The 16383-nt window shown below is 68.1% G+C and carries 14 protein-coding genes; 5 read left to right on the top strand and 9 right to left on the bottom strand.

Translation table 11 applies throughout. The annotated features are described in order from the left end of the window. Positions 1-51: 51 nt before the first annotated feature. From EJE94_RS03955 to EJE94_RS03940, 4 genes are read right to left on the bottom strand one after another with little or no spacing between them, the layout of a single operon-like run. A complete protein-coding gene (locus EJE94_RS03955) occupies positions 52-1014 on the bottom strand; it encodes a DUF2950 domain-containing protein (RefSeq protein WP_121240169.1) in 963 nt (320 codons plus the stop codon). A 9-nt stretch (positions 1015-1023) separates the two neighbouring features. Next, entirely contained in the window at positions 1024-2268 is a 1245-nt protein-coding gene (locus EJE94_RS03950) for a DUF3300 domain-containing protein (protein WP_121240168.1), read from the bottom strand. 28 nt (positions 2269-2296) lie between these two features. Further along, complete coding sequence (locus tag EJE94_RS03945) at positions 2297-2761, bottom strand: hypothetical protein (RefSeq protein WP_121240167.1); 465 nt, start codon at positions 2759-2761, stop codon at positions 2297-2299. A 45-nt stretch (positions 2762-2806) separates the two neighbouring features. Then, the gene (locus EJE94_RS03940; protein ID WP_121240166.1) at positions 2807-3379 is read right to left on the bottom strand and encodes a PKD domain-containing protein; all 573 of its coding nucleotides are present in this window, start codon (positions 3377-3379) and stop codon (positions 2807-2809) included. A gap of 73 nt (positions 3380-3452) precedes the next feature. Here EJE94_RS03940 and EJE94_RS03935 point away from each other — a divergent pair, with 73 nt between their 5' ends. Genes EJE94_RS03935 through EJE94_RS03915 form a run of 5 tightly spaced genes read left to right on the top strand, consistent with a single transcriptional unit; the run spans position 3453 to position 9073 of the window. Beyond that, positions 3453-5699 (top strand): AsmA family protein, encoded by a 2247-nt coding sequence (locus tag EJE94_RS03935; RefSeq protein WP_121240165.1) that lies wholly within the window; start codon positions 3453-3455, stop codon positions 5697-5699. Then, complete coding sequence (gene can / locus EJE94_RS03930) at positions 5696-6355, top strand: carbonate dehydratase (protein ID WP_121240164.1); 660 nt, start codon at positions 5696-5698, stop codon at positions 6353-6355. Before EJE94_RS03935 ends, can begins: the two co-directional genes overlap by 4 nt. Next, positions 6355-7233, top strand: a complete 879-nt coding sequence (locus tag EJE94_RS03925) for an ROK family protein (RefSeq protein WP_121240163.1) — start codon at positions 6355-6357, stop codon at positions 7231-7233. Before can ends, EJE94_RS03925 begins: the two co-directional genes overlap by 1 nt. Then, positions 7230-7886 carry an MOSC domain-containing protein gene (locus EJE94_RS03920; RefSeq protein WP_207855680.1) on the top strand — a complete coding sequence of 219 codons (657 nt, stop codon included), beginning with the start codon at positions 7230-7232 and terminating at the stop codon, positions 7884-7886. Before EJE94_RS03925 ends, EJE94_RS03920 begins: the two co-directional genes overlap by 4 nt. Beyond that, positions 7883-9073 carry an MFS transporter gene (locus EJE94_RS03915; protein ID WP_121240161.1) on the top strand — a complete coding sequence of 397 codons (1191 nt, stop codon included), beginning with the start codon at positions 7883-7885 and terminating at the stop codon, positions 9071-9073. Before EJE94_RS03920 ends, EJE94_RS03915 begins: the two co-directional genes overlap by 4 nt. On the opposite strand, the gene EJE94_RS03910 is transcribed toward EJE94_RS03915, so the two are convergent. The 5 genes from EJE94_RS03910 to trkA form a co-directional block, all read right to left on the bottom strand. Next, the gene (locus tag EJE94_RS03910; RefSeq protein WP_121240160.1) at positions 9070-9885 is read right to left on the bottom strand and encodes a hypothetical protein; all 816 of its coding nucleotides are present in this window, start codon (positions 9883-9885) and stop codon (positions 9070-9072) included. The two genes, EJE94_RS03915 and EJE94_RS03910, sit on opposite strands and share 4 nt — an antisense overlap. After that, positions 9885-11873, bottom strand: a complete 1989-nt coding sequence (locus EJE94_RS03905) for a primosomal protein N' (protein WP_121240159.1) — start codon at positions 11871-11873, stop codon at positions 9885-9887. The genes EJE94_RS03910 and EJE94_RS03905 overlap by 1 nt, the downstream gene beginning before the upstream one ends. Before the next feature lie 330 nt (positions 11874-12203). Further along, complete coding sequence (gene hemE, locus EJE94_RS03900) at positions 12204-13271, bottom strand: uroporphyrinogen decarboxylase (protein ID WP_121240158.1); 1068 nt, start codon at positions 13269-13271, stop codon at positions 12204-12206. Positions 13272-13481: 210 nt separating this feature from the next. Continuing rightward, positions 13482-14942, bottom strand: coding sequence for a TrkH family potassium uptake protein (locus EJE94_RS03895; protein ID WP_243642513.1), 1461 nt, complete (start codon positions 14940-14942; stop codon positions 13482-13484). After that, positions 14942-16369 (bottom strand): Trk system potassium transporter TrkA, encoded by a 1428-nt coding sequence (gene trkA, locus EJE94_RS03890; protein ID WP_121240157.1) that lies wholly within the window; start codon positions 16367-16369, stop codon positions 14942-14944. The genes EJE94_RS03895 and trkA overlap by 1 nt, the downstream gene beginning before the upstream one ends. Positions 16370-16383: the final 14 nt, after the last annotated feature.

Here is a 16383-nt window from a genome sequence, read left to right as displayed (position 1 = left end):
TCCGCGCTCGCCTGCTGCGCCGAGGCGCAGCAGGCGACGATCGTCACTGTCTCAGGGCGCGACTTCCTTCCAGCCGGCCGGATCGAAGGCCTTCATCTTCGCCACGAGCTTGTCGGTATTCGGGCCGAGGTTGCGCTCGTACACCTTGCCGTTGTGGCTGACGATGAAGCTCATCACGCCGCCCGTGCCGTAGTCGTGCGGGTAGGCGACCATGGCGAAGCCGGCGATCATGCGGCCGTTGATGACGTAGTTGTAGGCCCCGCCCGGCGCGCCCTTGCCCTGGCGCGTGAGGATGCGGAAGTGGTAGCCGCGGTAGGGGTCGCCCTTCTGGTGGCCCTTGAGATAGGCCGCAGTGGCGGCGATCAGCGGACCGAAGGGGCTCTCTTCCTCGCCCTTGGCGGCGTCGGCCGGCCAGTAGAGGCCGTCATGCTTGCCCGGCGTGCTGGCGAGCTTCTGCGCGTACTGCAGCACGCCGTCGCCGTCGCGATCGGCCGTGGCGTACTTGCGCTGGGCATCGACGTAGGCCCGCAGCACATGGATGGCGCTGCGCTCGTTGCCGCCGATGCGCCGGTTCAGCAACTCGTCGACGCCTTGCTCGGTGGCGAAGCGCCAGGCATTGCCCGTCTTCACCAGCGGGATCGGCATGGGCCAGGCATTGGCGCCCATCAGCAGCACGCGACGATCCTCGCCGCGGCTGTCGAGGACGCGAAATGTCGCCAGCGCCTCCGCCGCTTTCGCGCGCTCGGCGGCGTTTTGCGCCGCGTCGCCGCTGCCTATCATCTCCTTGTGCCTGTCGCCGAAGATCGCCGTCAGCGCCGCTTCGTCGTTGGCCTTGAGGGCCGCCTGCAGGGCATCGACCGCGGCTTCAGGGGTGGCGAATGTCTGCTGGTCCGCCGCCGTGGCGGCCAGCGGCAACGCCAGCAAGAAGACCAGTGCCAGCCGGCTCAGCCCGGCCTTGATTCCGAATGAGGTCATGGGAGTCATCGCTTTGTTGTTTGCACGGTTGGGATTCATGGTCACCTCCTAGCGACGGCCGCCGCCGCCACCACCGCGGCCACCACCGCCACCGCCGCGGGCGCCACCACCTCCTCCACCACCACCGCCGGCACGGGCGCCACCGCCGCCTCCACCGCCGCTGGCTCGGGCGCCACCGCTTTGCATCGAACCCGCGCTCGCTCCGCCGCCGCGGCTGCCGCCCATCGACTCGCGGCTCGACGCACCGCGCGAACTGTCCATGTGCGCATCGCGGCCCGAGCTGCCGGCGCCGCCGAAGGCGCCGCCGCCGTCGCGACCACCGGCTGGCTGCGTCGAGGGACGAGCCCCGCCGCCGGCGTCACGACCACCGCCTCCCGGCCGCGCGTCGCCGGCACGACCGCCCGAGGGCTGCTTGCCGACCGAGCTGCTGACCTGGCCCGGCTGCTTGTTCGACTTCCACTGGCCGCCGCCGCCCGCACCGACGTTGGTGGTGCGATTGCCGCCCTGGACGTTCGTGTTGCGATTGACGTTGATGGTGTTGTTGCCACCGCCACCCCAGTTGGTGTTGTAGTGGCCGCCGTTCCATGCCGCGCCGATCGCCGCGCCCCAGATCAGGCCGGTGGCGAAGGCCGCACCCGGCGCATAGGGGTAGTAATAGGAGGGGTAGGGCGCGGGGTAGTAGCCCCAGGACGAGTAGCCGCCGTAAACGACCACCGTGCTCGGGTTGTATTGCGGCACGTAGATCACCTGCGGGTCGGCGGGGACGATCTTGATGATTTCCTTCTCCACCACCACGGTCTGTTTCTGGTCGCTCTTGAGGTTGCCGGCCGCATGGGTCTTGCGGCGGAACGACTGGACCGCCTCGAGCACCGCGCCCTGGTCGGCGACGACAGCCTCGCCCAGATCCGACGTCCAGTCGAGATCGGTGCTCATGCTCTTGACGATCTCGGGATAGTTGAGCAGGGTCTTCACCGCGTCGTCCCACTTTTCGTCGATCGGCGCCTTGGGATCGGACTTGCGCTTTTCGAGGAAGCGGTCGGCCTGCACCAGTTGCAGCGGATTCGTCGACGCCGGCAGGATGATGGAGACGAGGTCGTCCGGATACAGCGCGATGCGGGAGACCAGGGTTTCGAGCTGCGTCACTGCAGGAACGGCTGCCGCGCCCGTCGGGGCGGCCGGCGCCTGCGCCGGCGCGCTGGTCGCGGACAGGGCCGCGACCAGCGCGGCGATGATCGTCAGCCCGTGCCAGCGGCAGCTGTCCTTGTGCTTCCGGCTACTTGAGAGAGTCGTCATGGGTGCTCCATGTCAGATTTCAGTGCAATCACTTTACCGTATAGCCGCGGCCGCTGAGGCAGGCGCCGCGGGCGTTGGCGTAGGCGGTCTGCCCTTGCGACGTCGTCGCCTGTTGCTGCTGCTGTGCCTGCTGCGCAGCGGCCGCATTCTGGCGGCGGCTTTGGCCGCGAGCGGCCACGGCACCGACCGCAGCGCCGCTGCGGGCGTCGCCAGCAACGACCTCGCCGACCACCGCACCGCGAACTGCCCCGCGCGCGCCGGCACCCGCCGTGGTGCCCGTCGCCGTCGTTCCCGGCGGCGGCGCGGCCGGTGCGGCGGCCGGCTGGGCGGGATCGAAGCCGGTCTGCTGCACCGCCCAGGTATGGCAGGCGGCTTCGTCGCTCTGCTGCTGTTGCGGCGACTGGCCCTTGGCCGGATAGACGTATTGCTGGGCGCTGGCGGCCGAAACCATTACGACCGACAGCACGGCGATGGAGAGTGTGGTGCGGATCATGTCAGTACCTTTTGAAAATTGAAACATACAGAAGCCGCGAAGCCGTTACTTCTTGCCGGCCTTGCGGCAGCCCAGCGTGGTCTTGGTCTGGAAGTACTCGAGGCCGTCGGCGCAATCCATCACCTTCTCCGGCTTCTTCGCGCCCTTGCCGGCCGTGCAGGTGAAGTCGCCGGCCTTGCGGGCCTTGCCCTTCAGTGCGTAGCCCTCGGGGCAGGCGGGACCGGCGGCCGCGGCGCCCTTGGCGGGTGCCGCGGCGGGCGCGGCTTCCACGACCAGCTTGGCCTCGGCGGTGCCCGGACAGCCGAAGGACATGCCGACCTTGCGGCCCTCGGCCTTGACGGTGTAGGTGCCGGGCTTGCCGTAGGTGTAGGTCGCGGTCTTCGGGAAGGGACCATCCTTGCCGCCGACGTTGCTGCGCTCGTCCTTGCCGTCGCCGAAGATGGTGAGCAGACCGCAGAGGGTCGACTCGGCAGTGTCGCCGGTGACGGTGATCTTGACCGGCTGTCCGACCTTGGCGGGATTGGGCTCGGCCTTGATGCCCTCGATGCCGCCCGAAACGGCGAAGGCGGAACCGGTGACGGCGAACAGCAAGGCGGCGGTAATGGATGCGAATTTCATGGTCGTCCTCCCAAGTGGTTGATCATGTTCTGCTAACCTTCCAAATGTACGCCACCGCAGGGGAAAACTCCAAATGAAAGTGCTCAGGATCATCGGCATCGGCATTGCCGCTGTGCTGCTCGTCGCCGTCGCCGGCATCGCCTTCGTCATGGCTAAATTCGATGCCGGCTTCATCAAGGCCGAAGCGACCAAGGCGGTGCAGGAAAAGAAACAGCGCAGCCTGAGGATCGACGGCCCGCTCGAACTGGCCTTCTGGCCCAGCCTCGGCGTCAAGGTCGGCAAGCTCTCGCTCTCCGAACACAAGAGCGCCACGGAATTCCTCGCCCTCGACTCGGCGCGCGTCTCGGTGGCGGTGATGCCGCTGCTGTCGAAGCAGATCGTGGTCGATACCATCGAGATCGAAGGCGCCAAAGCGACGCTGATCCGCCGCAAGGACGGCACGCTCAACATCGCCGACCTGCTGGCACCGGACAAGGAGCCGAGCCCGCTGGTCAAGTTCGACATCGCCGGCATCAAGGTGACGAACAGCCAGCTCGCCTTCCGCGACGAGCAGGCCGGCGGCAGCTACGCCGTCGCCGGCCTGAACCTGACCACCGGCCACCTGGCCAACGCCGCCGAGGGCCCGCTGGAACTGGCCGCGAAGGTCACGGCCAGCAAACCCAGGACCGCCGCCGATCTCAGGATCGCCGGCCGCTATCGCTATGACCTCGCCAAACAGGATTTCGGGCTCGCCAAGCTCGATGCCACGCTCAAGGGTGAAGTCGCCGGCGTGCAGGGACTCGACCTCGCGCTGGCCGCCGCCCAGCTGGCAGCCAGGCCCGCCACCAGCGAGCTGCTGGTCGACGGCCTGACGCTGACGGCCGAGGGCAAGCAGGGCGCCGACGCCTTCGACGTCAAGCTCGAGGCGCCCAAGCTGGCGCTGACGCCGGACAAGGCCAGCGGCGAGAAGATCGCGCTGACCGCCAACCTCGCCGGCGCGCAGAAGACCATCGCCGCCAAGCTCGGCCTGGCCGGCGTCGAGGGCTCGGCCAAGGCGGTGAAGATCGCCAGGCTGGACCTCGATCTCGACGCCAAGGTCGGCGAGACTTCGGCCAAGGGCAAGCTCTCCAGCCCCGTCGCGGTGCAGATGGAGGCGACCACTGTCGATTTGCCCAGGCTCGCCGGCGAGCTCGACATCGCCAGCCCGCAGATGCCGATGAAACAGGTCAAGCTGCCGCTCGCCGGCCAGGCGCGAGCCAACTGGGGCAAGCAGACCGCCGACGGCGCCCTCAACACCCAGTTCGACGAATCGAAGATCGCGGCGAAGTTCAACCTCGCCCGATTCGCGCCGCCCGACATCGGTTTCGATGTCGACATCGACCGGCTCAACGTCGACAAGTATTTCCCGCCGCAGAAGAAGGCTGATGGAAAAGTCGGCGCTGGCGGCACGGCGGCCAAGGGGACGGCGCCCGAAGAGAAGATCGACCTCTCGGCGCTGAAGTCGCTCAACCTGCACGGCACGGTCAAGGTCGGCGCGCTTACGGTGCAGAACGTCAAGGCCAGCAACGTCCGCCTCAACATCAACGCTGCCGGGGGCAAGCTCGACGTCGCGCCGCATTCGATGAACCTCTACGACGGCACGCTCTCGGGCGCCCTGTCGGTAAACGCCAACGGCAACAGCGTGGCGCTGAAGCAGAATCTCGCCGGCGTGAACATCAACCCGCTGATGAAGGACGCCCTCGACAAGGACCTGATCGAGGGCCGCGGCTCGGTCAATCTCGACGTCACCACGCGCGGCGACACCGTGACGGCGATGAAGAAGGCGCTGGCCGGCAGCGCTTCGCTGGCATTGAAGGACGGCGCGGTCAAGGGCATCGACCTCGCCAAGTCCTTTCGCGAACTGAAGGCCAAGTTCTCCAACAAGCAGGACGTGGTGCAGGCGGCGAAGGCCACCGACAAGACCGATTTCACCGAACTGACCGGCTCCTTCAGGATCGCCAACGGCGTCGCCCACAACGAGGACCTCGCCGCCAAGTCGCCGTTTCTGCGCCTCGGCGGCGCCGGCGACATCGACATCGGCAACGGCCGCATCGACTACCTGGCCAAGGCGACCGTCGTGAACACCTCGGGCGGCCAGGGCGCCAAGGATCTCGAATATCTCAAGGGGGTCACCGTGCCGGTGCGCCTCTCCGGACCCTTCGACAACATCTCCTACAAGCTGGAACTCGGCAGCCTGGTGCAGGAAGCCGCCAAGGCCAAGATCGAGGAACAGAAGCAGCAGCTCGAGAAGAAGGCCACCGACAAGCTGCAGGACTCGCTCAAGGGACTTTTCAAGAAATGATCGACACCAACCTGGAGCACCTGCTCGCCCACAACCGTGCGTGGGCGGAGGGTGTGCGCGCGCAGGACCCCGAGTTCTTCAACCGCTTGGCCCGCCTGCAGAACCCGGATTACCTGTGGATCGGCTGCTCCGATTCGCGCGTGCCCGCCAACCAGATCACCGGCCTGCTGCCGGGCGAAGTCTTCGTCCATCGCAACGTCGCCAACGTCGTGGTGCATACCGACCTCAACTGCCTGTCGGTGATGCAGTTCGCCATCGACGTGCTCAAGGTGCGGCACATCATCGTCGTCGGCCACTACGGCTGCGGCGGCGTGCGCGCGGCGCTCGAGGACACGCGTCACGGCCTCATCGACAACTGGCTGCGCCACATCCAGGACGTGCGCGACAAGCACCGCGCCCTGCTCGATGCCGTCGAGCCTGCCGCTCGCGTCGACCGCCTGTGCGAACTCAACGTCGTTGAACAGGTGGCCAACGTCGCCCAGACCACGGTGGTACGCGATGCCTGGGAACGCGGCCAGGAGGTCGCCGTGCATGGCTGGATCTACGGCCTCGAGGACGGCCTGCTGCGCGACATGGGGCTGACGGCGACCAGCCCCGGCACGGTGGCCGCCAACTACCGGGCGGCGCTCGACCAGTTCGGCCGCGGTGGCAGTTGATGCGCTTCGGCATCGACCTCGGCGGTACCAAGATCGAGATCATCGCCCTCGACGATGACGGCGCCGAGCGCCTGCGCGAAAGGGTGGCGACGCCGCAGGGCGACTACCCGGCGACGGTCGCGTCGATCACCGGGTTGGTGAAGGGCGCGGAACAGAAACTCGGCGCTGGCGGCACGGTGGGCGTCGGCATTCCCGGCGCCGAATCGAAGGCCACCGGGCTGATCAAGAACGCCAACTCGAACTGGCTGATAGGCCAGCCGCTGCGCCGCGACCTCGAGGCCGCGCTCGGCCGGCCGGTGCGCATCATGAACGACGCCAACTGCTTCGCCCTGTCGGAAGCCGCCGACGGCGCGGCTGCCGGCGCCGAGGTGGTGTTCGGCGTGATCCTCGGCACCGGTGTCGGCGGCGGCATCGTCGTGCGCGGCCAGGTGCTCTCGGGCATCAACGCCATCGCCGGCGAGTGGGGCCACAACCCCATGCCCGGCGAGCACCACCGCCCGGCCTGCTACTGCGGCCGCAAGGGTTGCGTCGAACTCTATCTCTCCGGGCCGGGCATGGCGCGCGACCACCGGCAGCAGGGCGGGGCGGCGCTGAGCCCCGGGCAGATCGTCGCCCAGGCCGCCGCCGGCGACGCCGAATGCGAGGCGACGCTCGCCCGCTACGAGCAGCGGCTGGCGCGCGCGCTGGCGACCGTGATCAACGTCGTCGATCCCGATGCCATCGTGCTCGGCGGCGGCCTGTCGAACATCGATCGCCTCTACGCCAGCGTGCCGGCGCTGTGGGGGGCGCATGTCTTCTCCGACCGCGTGGAAACGAAGCTGGCGAGGGCGAAGTTCGGCGATTCCTCCGGCGTGCGCGGCGCGGCATGGCTGTGGTGAACGCCGCGACATTGTTCGCCGGCGGCATCCGGCCGCTGCCGCCCGAGAACCAGCCGACGGGCATGTTCAAGCGCGAATGCGAAATGCCGCTGTGGCTGGGCGCCGAGGGTCTCGCCGGCGACGCCCAGGCCGACCGCCGCGTGCATGGCGGGACGGAGCAGGCGCTGCACCAGTACCCGACTGCGCACTATGCACGCCTCGCCGCGGCCTTTCCCGATGCGGCGGCACGGCTGGTCCCCGGCAGCCTCGGCGAGAACCTCGGCGTGCCGGGCTGGGACGAAACCACGGTCTGCATCGGCGACGTCTTCCGCCTCGGCCACGCGCGCATCCAGGTCTCGCGGCCGCGCTCGCCATGCTGGAAGATCGACCGCCGCTTCGGCGTCGAGGGCATGACGCGGCTGATCGACGAGGAGGGCCTCGTCGGCTGGTATTTCCGCGTGCTCGAGGAGGGCGAGGTGGCGCCGGGCTGCGCCTTCGAACTGCTCGAGCGGCCGACGCCGCACGCTACGCTCGCACGCCTGTGGCGGAGTTGGAAGGCGCATCGCCCCGCGCCCGGCGAACTCGAGCGGCTGGCCGCGGCGCCGGGGCTGGCCGCGCGCTGGGTGCAGAAGCTGAACGAGCGCGCCGCCTGGCTGCGGGAGAACGCCGCGTGAATCCCTGGCTGCGGATATTCGCCCCCTTCGCCGCGGGCTACTACCTCTCCTACCTGCTGCGCAACGTCAATGCCGTCATCGCGCCCGAGCTCATCCGCGACCTCGGCGTTTCGGCGACCGACCTCGGCCTGCTGACCTCCGCCTACCTGCTCGCCTTCGGCGCCTTCCAGCTGCCGCTGGGTCTGCTGCTCGACCGCTACGGCCCGCGCCGCGTCGAGGCGGCGCTGCTGCTGATCGCGGCAGCCGGCTGCGCCTTCTTCGCCTTGGCCGCCAGCCTCGGCGGCCTCGTCACGGCGCGCGCGCTGATCGGGCTGGGCGTTTCGGCCTGCCTCATGGCCTCGTTCAAGGCCTTCTCGCTGTGGTTCCCGGCCGAGCGCCAGGCCTCGCTCAACGCCGCGGTGATGGCCGCCGGGGGTCTGGGCGCGCTGACGGCGACGACCCCGCTCGGCTGGATGCTGCCGCTGGCCGGCTGGCGCGGCGTGTTCCTCGGCCTCGCGGTGCTCGCGCTGCTCGCGGCGGCGGCGATCTTCAGCACGCCCGAAAAGGGAAAAGTCGGCGCCGGCGAGACGGTGGCCGGGCAGTTGCGCGGCCTCGGCGAGATCCTGAAAAGCCGCGCCTTCTGGCGCTTCGCGCCGCAGACGGCGATGATCGTCGGCGGCTTCATGGCGGTGCAGGGACTGTGGGCGGTGCCCTGGCTGATGCACTTCAACGGCCTGACCCGCGACGCCGCAGCCTTCCACCTGCTGCTCACCGGCATCGCCATGCTGGCGGGCTTCCTCGCCATCGCCTTCTTCGTCATTCCGCTCAAACACCGCGGCATCCCGCCCGAGCGCATCCTGGCGGTCGGCATGGGACTGGGCGTGGCGGTCAATGCGGCCATCGTCCTCGACCTGCTGCCGACCCACGCGACCTGGTTCATGCTCGGACTGGTGTTCTCGGTCGGCAACCTCGCCTACGCGTTGTTGCAGGCGCAGTTTCCGCCGCAACTCGCCGGCCGCGTCAATACCGCACTCAACCTCGGCGCCTTCGTCGGCGCCTTCAGCCTGCAATGGGGCTTCGGTGCGGGGGTGGATCTGCTGGCCGCGAGTGGCCTCGGACAGCGCGAGGCCTTCCAGTGGACGTTGGGTGTCCTCGTGCTGCTGCAGGCGGCGAGCTACGGCTGGTTCGCGGCAGGTCGACGCGGCTAGCCGGGCGGCGCCCGGCGCAGCCGCCGCCGCATCCAGAGCAGCACGGACGCGCCGAACAGGGCGAAGGCCGAGAAGCCGCCGACGTAGATCAGCAGGTCGCGCCGGCTGATGCCGTCGACGACGTCGAGGAACTTCGGGTCGAGCCGGACCTTGATCGCGAGGTCGCTCACGGGCACCGGCGCAAGGAACTCGTTGATCCCGGCAGGCGTCCCGGCAGGGACGAGGCTCACGGTGTAGCGTGAGTCGCCGCTGGCGCTCATCAGTCCGGCCAGGCCGGTGGTGGTGAAACTGACCATGAAGCTGCCCCGCCGGCCGTCGCGGAAGGTCACCGGTACCAGGATGTCCACGTGGCTGATGCCCCCCGCCATGTGCAGCGGCACCCTGTCGAGCCTGCCGGCCGCGCTGAGCTTGAGGTCGGCGAGGCAGGCCGGGCCGATGCCGTTCTTGAAATCGGTCACCAGCGGCACGCCCTCGCCGTCGGCGATGGTGAAGGCCAGGTTGTGCGGAAACCAGCGAGAGACCGCTTCTGCCAGGTCGAAGATGTGGTCGTTGGGATCACCCCTGGCGCCGATGTCCTCGAGCAGCGCCCGGCGTTCGGCGACGAAGACGCGCGCCAGGTGACGCATGGCGCCGAACTCGGTATCGAGGGCCTTCGCCGTCGCCGTCGCATTGGACTTGCCGTCGCGGTTCGCCAGGTCCGTCTCGGCCTCGGCCGCGAGCAGGATGCCGCGCGCGATCAGCAGCGCCATCGCCACCGCCCCGAGCAGAAAGACGGCAATCGCGGCATCGAGCAGGCGGTGCTGCGTTTTCATCAGAACTCCAGCGGGTCGACGTCGACATGCCAGCGCAGGTCGCGCGGCGTTTTCTGATTGTAGAGGCCGGCGACCCAGCTTGTCAGGAATGCCTGCAGGGCCGGCCGGCTGGCGGATTCGACCAGCAGCTGCGCCCGCTCCAGGGTCATCTTGCGGAACAGGCGCATCGGCACCGGATCGTAGAGCGTGACGGATCCGCCCAGCGCCAGCGCCGACTCGCGCGCGGCGGCGAGGAAGGCCAGTGCGTCGTCGAGTTGCTTCGCCTCGGCACGCAGCAGGGCCTGGAAGACATAGGGCGGGAAGCCGGCCTGCTCGCGCTCCGCCAGCTGGGCGGCGGCGAAGGCGGCGTAGTCGTGGGCGATTAGCGCCTGGTAGAGCGGATGCGACGGGTATTCGGTCTGGATCAGCACTTCGCCGGCCAGCGCGGCGCGGCCGCTGCGGCCGCCGACCTGCATGAGCTGGGCGAAGAGGCGCTCGGGGGCGCGGAAGTCAGCGGCGAACAGCGCCGCGTCGGCACCGGCGACGCCGACCAGCGTGAGCTTGGGAAAGTCGTGGCCCTTGGCCAGCATCTGGGTACCGACGAGGATGTCGGCGGAGCCTTCGTGGATGGCATCGAGCAGCGCCGCCCATTTCACCGGCGTGCTGGCCGAATCGCGGTCGATGCGCAGGATGCGCGCCTCGGGGAAGCGCTCGCTCAGGGCCGCCTCGAGGCGCTGGGTGCCACGGCCGAAGGGATGGATGTCCACGTTGCCGCAATCGGGGCAGGCACGCGGAATGCCGGCCTCGAGCCCGCAGTGGTGGCAGCGCAGCCGCCGGTCGGCGAGATGGACGACGAGGTTCGCGGCGCAGCGGCGGCAGCCGGAAATCCAGCCGCAGGCCGGGCAGGCCAGCACCGGCGCGTAGCCGCGGCGGTTGAGGAAGATCAGGCTCTGCTCACCACGTTGCAAGCGCTCGCTCATCGCCGCCAGCAGCGCCGCGCTCATGCCGTCCTGCAGTTTCTCGCGTCGGGTGTCGACCACCGCTACCCGCGGCGGCGCCTCGGCCACGGCGCGGCGGGTGAGTTCGAGCAGGCGGTAGCGGCCGCTCGTCGCATGGTGGAAAGTCTCGAGCGAGGGCGTGGCCGAGCCGAGCACGATGGGCACACCACGCTGCTTGGCGCGGAACACCGCGACGTCGCGCGCCGAGTAGCGCAGGCCTTCCTGCTGCTTGAAGGAGCCGTCGTGCTCCTCGTCGATGACGATCAACTGCAGCCGCGGCAGCGGCATGAACACGGCGAGCCGGGTGCCGAGCACGATGTCGGCGCGGCCGGCATGGGCATCGAGGAAGCCGCGCGTGCGGCCGGCATCGGCCACGCCGCTGTGGGCGATGGCGATGCGCGCCTGCGGGAAGCGCGCGGCGACGCGGCCTTCGAGCTGGGGCGTGAGCGCGATCTCCGGCACCAGCATCATGGCCTGGCCGCCACGTTCAAGCACGGTGGCGATGGCGCGCAGGTAGACCTCGGTCTTGCCGCTGCCGGTGATGCCGTGCAGCAGGAAGGGGGCGAAACCGCTCGCCGCGGAGATTGCCGCGACCGCGACTACCTGCTCGTCGAGCATCACCGGCATGACCGGCAGCACCGTCTCTGCCCCACCCGCCGGCTTCTCTTTCAGCTTGCGCGGCAGCTTGCCCTGGCGCAGCAGCGGGGGCAGCGCGAGGCTCATCACGCCGCCGAGCGGATGCTGGTAGTAGCGGCTCACGAACTCGCACAGCGCCAGCCAGTCGGACGGCAGCGGCGTCACCGCCAGCACCGCCTCGACGGCCTTGAGCTTGTCCGCCGGCTGATCGCTTTGCGCCGCGACCGCGACCACGACGCCGGTCTTCACGCCCTTGCCGAAGGGAACGCGAACGAGACTGCCGGGAACTATTTCAGCGCTGCCGCGATAGTCGAAAAGGCGGGGCAGGGGAACGTCAAGGGCGACCTGCAGGACGGGATCAAGCGCTTGCGACATGAATCTCGACTTGACCTCGCTTTTCGCGGGTAATCACATGGCAGGAAAGGGTTTTTGTCTTACCCACAAATTCTGTGGATAAGTTTGTGAACAACGCCTGCCGACTTGCGCTAACTGCCCACGCCATATAGCGTTTGTCGCACTTGCGTAACGAATGTGCAATACTAGATTCGTTAAAAAACAATGGGTTGCAATTTTCCCATTGCTGACAACACCGTAAGTTCGGCCGGGACAGGGCGAAACCGGATTCTGTGCATAAGTCAACTCCCCGCACCATTTTTGCGCTGCCCTGGAACCCTTGCCGCGAGGGCATCGGCAAGAGGCGTTGCCCTAGGAGTGCCTGCTGTGCTGGCGCACGGTCTCGACCAGCACGGAAACCCGCTCCGGTGCGGTGTATTGGGAGATGCCATGGCCGAGATTGAAGACGTGGCCGCCCTTGCCGTCGGCCGGGCCGAAATTGTCGAGCACCCGCCTGGCTTCGCCGGCGACGGCCTCGTTCGAGGCGAACAGCGCCATCGGATCGAGGTTGCCCTGCAGCGCGACCTTGTCGCCGACGCGGCGGCGGGCCTCGCCGAGATCCGTGGTCCAATCGACGCCGATGGCGTCGCAGCCCGTCGCGGCAATCGCCTCCAGCCACTGGCCGCCACCCTTGGTGAACACAATGCAGGGCACGCGCTCGTCATCGTGGCTCTTGATCAGGCCCTCGATCACGCGCTGCATGTAGGCGAGCGAGAACTCGCGATAGGCGGCGTGGGAGAGCATGCCACCCCAGGTGTCGAAGATCTGCACGGCCTGGGCACCGGCCTCGATCTGGGCGTTGAGGTAGTCGGTGACCGCCTGCGCGTTCACCTCGAGGATGCGGTGCAGCAAATCCGGCCGGTCGTAGAGCATGGTCTTGACGGTGCGGAAATCGTCGGAGCCGCCGCCCTCGACCATGTAGCAGGCCAGGGTGAAGGGCGAGCCGGAGAAGCCGATCAGCGGCACCGAGTTGTCGAGCGCGCGGCGGATCTCGCGCACGGCGTCGAGCACGTAGCGCAGGTGGGCGTCGGGATCGGGCGCGGCGAGGTCGCGGATCGCCCATTCCTCGCGCAGCGGCCGCTCGAACTTCGGCCCCTCGCCCTCGGCGAAATAGAGGCCGAGGCCCATGGCGTCGGGCACGGTGAGGATGTCGGAGAAGAGGATGGCGGCGTCGAGCGGGAAGCGCGCCAGCGGCTGCAGCGTCACCTCGCAGGCGAGGCCCGGGTTCTTGCAGAGGTTGAGGAAGTTGCCGGCACGGCGTCGTGTCTCGTTGTACTCGGGCAGGTAGCGGCCGGCCTGGCGCATCAGCCAGGTGGGCGTGTAATCGACCGGCTCGCGCAGCAGGGCGCGCAGGAAGTTGTCGTTCTTGGGGCGGGCCATGGCGGCCTCCGGCGGGGAAAGGCGCTGATTATAGACCCGCCCCCTCCCGACCTCCCCCTCGCGGGGGAGGTGCCTCACGAGTTCGCTGCGCTCGGTCATTACGGGGAGCGTCATAGCAGCCAAGGGGGCGGGTTGCGGCTTCGCCGCGTACCGCGCGTCTCCCCTCCCGAGAAGGAGGGGCTGGGGAAGGGCGGGCCAAGCCCTCCAGGCCTACTTCCGCCAGAACGCCGGCGTCAGCAGCACGAAGACGGTCATCACCTCGAGGCGGCCGATCAGCATGGCCGCCGAACAGACCCAGACCTGAAAGTCGGTCAGCGCCTGGTAGTTCTGCGCCGGACCGACGACGTTGAGGCCGGGGCCCGCGTTGTTGATGCAGGCGACGATCGCGGTGATCGACGAGGTGAAGTCGAGGCCCGATGCGACCAGGAAGAAGGTGAGCTCGCCGACCGTCAGGATGTAGAGGAAGATGAAGCCGAGCACCGCGCCGGCGATCTGCGGCGACACGGCGGTGTCGCCGACGCGCAGGGGTGCGACGAGGTGCGGATGGATCAGCCGCTTCAGCTCGACGAGGCCCTGCCGGGCGAGTATCAGGGTGCGGATCATCTTGATGCCGCCGCCGGTCGAGCCGGAACTCGCCGTGATGCACGACAGGAGCAGCATCCACAGCGGCACGAAAGCCGGCCACTTGTCGTAATCCTGGCTGACGAAGCCGCAGTCGGTGGCGATCGAGACCAGGTTGAAGGCGACATGGCGCAGGCTGGTCGGGAAATCGGGATAGGTGCCCTTGACCGCAAGGTAGATCGAGCAGATCAGCGTCGACGAGGCGATCACCACGACGATGGCCTTGGCCTCGGCATCGCGCAGGTAGACGGCCAGGGAACGCTGGCGCCAGACGAGGAAGTGGCTGGCGAAATTGATCGCGGCGATCATCATGAAGAAGATCAGCACCGCCTCGATCGCCGGCGAATCGAACTGGCCGACGCTCGCATCGTAGGTGGAGAAGCCGCCGAGCGACAGCGCCGCAAAAGCATGGCAGATGGCGTCGAGCCAGTTCATGCCGACCGCCTTCAACGCCAGGATGCAGGCGACGGTGATGCCGAAATAGACCAGCCAGAGGGCTTTGGCGGTATCGCCGATGCGCGCTGTCAGCTTCGATTCCTTGTTCACACCGGTGGCCTCGGCCTTGTACAGCTGCATGCCGCCGACGCCGAGCAGCGGCAGGATGGCCACGGCCAGCACAATGATGCCCATGCCGCCGAGCCAGTTGAGCTCGTGGCGCCAGAGGTTGACCGCCGGCGGCAGCTTCTCGAGGCCGGTAAGCACGGTCGCTCCGGTCGTCGTCAGCCCCGACATGGTCTCGAAGAAGGCATCGGTAAACGACAGGCCTTCGATGGCCAGCATCAGCGGCACCGTGGCGATGGCAGCCATCAGGATCCAGGCCAGGGTCACCAGCAGGAAGCCGGAACGCGGCTTGAGTTCGCGCTTGTAGCGCCGGGTCACAAGTGCCAGCAGGGCACCCGAGCCGAGTGCGACCATCATCGCGTCGATGAACTGCATCCACGTGCCGTCGGCATAGATCAGCGACGCGGCAATGGGCATCAGGTAGGTGCCGCTGAAGAACATCAGCATCAGCCCAAGGACGTGCAGGACCGGCAGCACGCGCTGCAACATCAGAGAAACCCGGCGGAAACCTGGAACAGGCGCTCGACTTCCGCCACCTGACGCTTGCGCGTGCAAAAGACCACAACGTGATCGCCGCTCTCGATCACCGTGTCGTGATGGGGAATGAGCACGAAATCGACGTACTCGTCGACGAGAAAGCCGTCCTTCGCCACCACCTCCGGCTCGCTGCTGCGGCGAACGATGGCGCCGATGCGCGCGCCCTTGATCACTGGCAGTTCGTCGATGCGCCGTCCAACCACCTTCGAGGTGTTCCTGTCGCCGTGGACGACGAGCTCGAGCGCCTCCGCCGCCCCGCGCCGCAGGCTGTGCACGCGCACGACGTCGCCGCGACGGACATAGGCCAGCAGCGAGCCGATCGAGACCTGCGCCGGCGAGAGGCCGATGTCGATCGCGCTGTGCTGGACCATGTCGGCGTAGGCGCGGCGGTTGATCAGGGCCAGCACGCGCTTGCAGCCGAGGCGCTTGGCCAGCAGCGCCGCCATGATGTTGTCCTCGTCGTCGTTGGTGAGCGCGAGGAACATGTCCATTTCATCGATGTTCTCCTCGGCCATCAGCTTCTCGTCGGTCGCATCGCCGTGCAGCACCAGCGTCGCGGCGAGCTGGCCGGCGACGATCTCGGCACGACCTTGGTCGCGCTCGATCAGCTTCACCTGATAGCTCGCCTCCAGCGCCGCGGCGACGCGCGCGCCAATGTTGCCGCCGCCCACGATCATGACGCGGCGCACCGGCTGCTGCATGCGGCGCAATTCCTGCATCACCGTTCGTATGTGTCCGGTCGCGGCCAGGACGAAGACTTCATCGTCAGGCTCGATGACCGTGTTGCCGTCCAGTTCGACCGGCTGGTACTCGCGGAATATCGCCGCGATACGTGCATCGATAACGGCCGGCAGGTGCTCGCGCATGGCGCGGATCGGCTTGCCGACGAGCAGTCCTCCCTGATAGGCGCGCACCCCGATCAGTGTGACCTTGCCGTCGGCAAACTCGAGCACCTGCAGGGCTTCGGGAAAGGCGATGAGCTTGACTATGTAGTCAGTGATGTCCTGTGCCGGACTGATCGCATGATCGACGGCGAAATTTTCCGGCGACAGCAGATCGCCATCGAGAAAATCGTCCGAACGCAAGCGCGCAATTCGGGTCGGCACCCCGAACATGCTGCGCGCGATCTTGCACGCCACCAGGTTGGTCTGATCGGACTGCGTCACCGCCACCAGCAGATCGGTGTCCTCGATGCCGGCCTCGCGCAGCACCGAAGGGTAGGCGGCATTGCCCGCGACGGTACGCACGTCATAGCGGTCGCCCAGTGCCGCCAGGCTCTCCCGGTTCTGATCGACGATGGTGATGTCGTTGGCCTCGGAGGTGAGCACTTCGGCCACCGAGGCGCCGACCTGGCCGGCGCCGAGAATGAGGATTTTCATGGCGCCACCGCGGC

The organism is Sulfurisoma sediminicola (assembly GCF_003865015.1).
Lineage (GTDB): Bacteria > Pseudomonadota > Gammaproteobacteria > Burkholderiales > Rhodocyclaceae > Sulfurisoma > Sulfurisoma sediminicola.
This window is presented reverse-complemented; position numbering and strand designations above follow the sequence as displayed.

Excerpts from the sequence above, each read along its gene's own strand:
- EJE94_RS03925 (WP_121240163.1), top strand. The coding sequence starts at position 6,355 with ATGCGCTTCGGCATCGACCTCGGCGGTACCAAGATCGAGATCATCGCC.
- trkA (WP_121240157.1), bottom strand. The coding sequence starts at position 16,369 with ATGAAAATCCTCATTCTCGGCGCCGGCCAGGTCGGCGCCTCGGTGGCC.
- EJE94_RS03935 (WP_121240165.1), top strand. The coding sequence starts at position 3,453 with ATGAAAGTGCTCAGGATCATCGGCATCGGCATTGCCGCTGTGCTGCTC.
- EJE94_RS03910 (WP_121240160.1), bottom strand. The coding sequence starts at position 9,885 with ATGAAAACGCAGCACCGCCTGCTCGATGCCGCGATTGCCGTCTTTCTG.
- EJE94_RS03905 (WP_121240159.1), bottom strand. The coding sequence starts at position 11,873 with ATGTCGCAAGCGCTTGATCCCGTCCTGCAGGTCGCCCTTGACGTTCCC.
- EJE94_RS03945 (WP_121240167.1), bottom strand. The coding sequence starts at position 2,761 with ATGATCCGCACCACACTCTCCATCGCCGTGCTGTCGGTCGTAATGGTT.
- EJE94_RS03940 (WP_121240166.1), bottom strand. The coding sequence starts at position 3,379 with ATGAAATTCGCATCCATTACCGCCGCCTTGCTGTTCGCCGTCACCGGT.
- EJE94_RS03895 (WP_243642513.1), bottom strand. The coding sequence starts at position 14,942 with ATGTTGCAGCGCGTGCTGCCGGTCCTGCACGTCCTTGGGCTGATGCTG.
- EJE94_RS03950 (WP_121240168.1), bottom strand. The coding sequence starts at position 2,268 with ATGACGACTCTCTCAAGTAGCCGGAAGCACAAGGACAGCTGCCGCTGG.
- can (WP_121240164.1), top strand. The coding sequence starts at position 5,696 with ATGATCGACACCAACCTGGAGCACCTGCTCGCCCACAACCGTGCGTGG.
- hemE (WP_121240158.1), bottom strand. The coding sequence starts at position 13,271 with ATGGCCCGCCCCAAGAACGACAACTTCCTGCGCGCCCTGCTGCGCGAG.
- EJE94_RS03955 (WP_121240169.1), bottom strand. The coding sequence starts at position 1,014 with ATGAATCCCAACCGTGCAAACAACAAAGCGATGACTCCCATGACCTCA.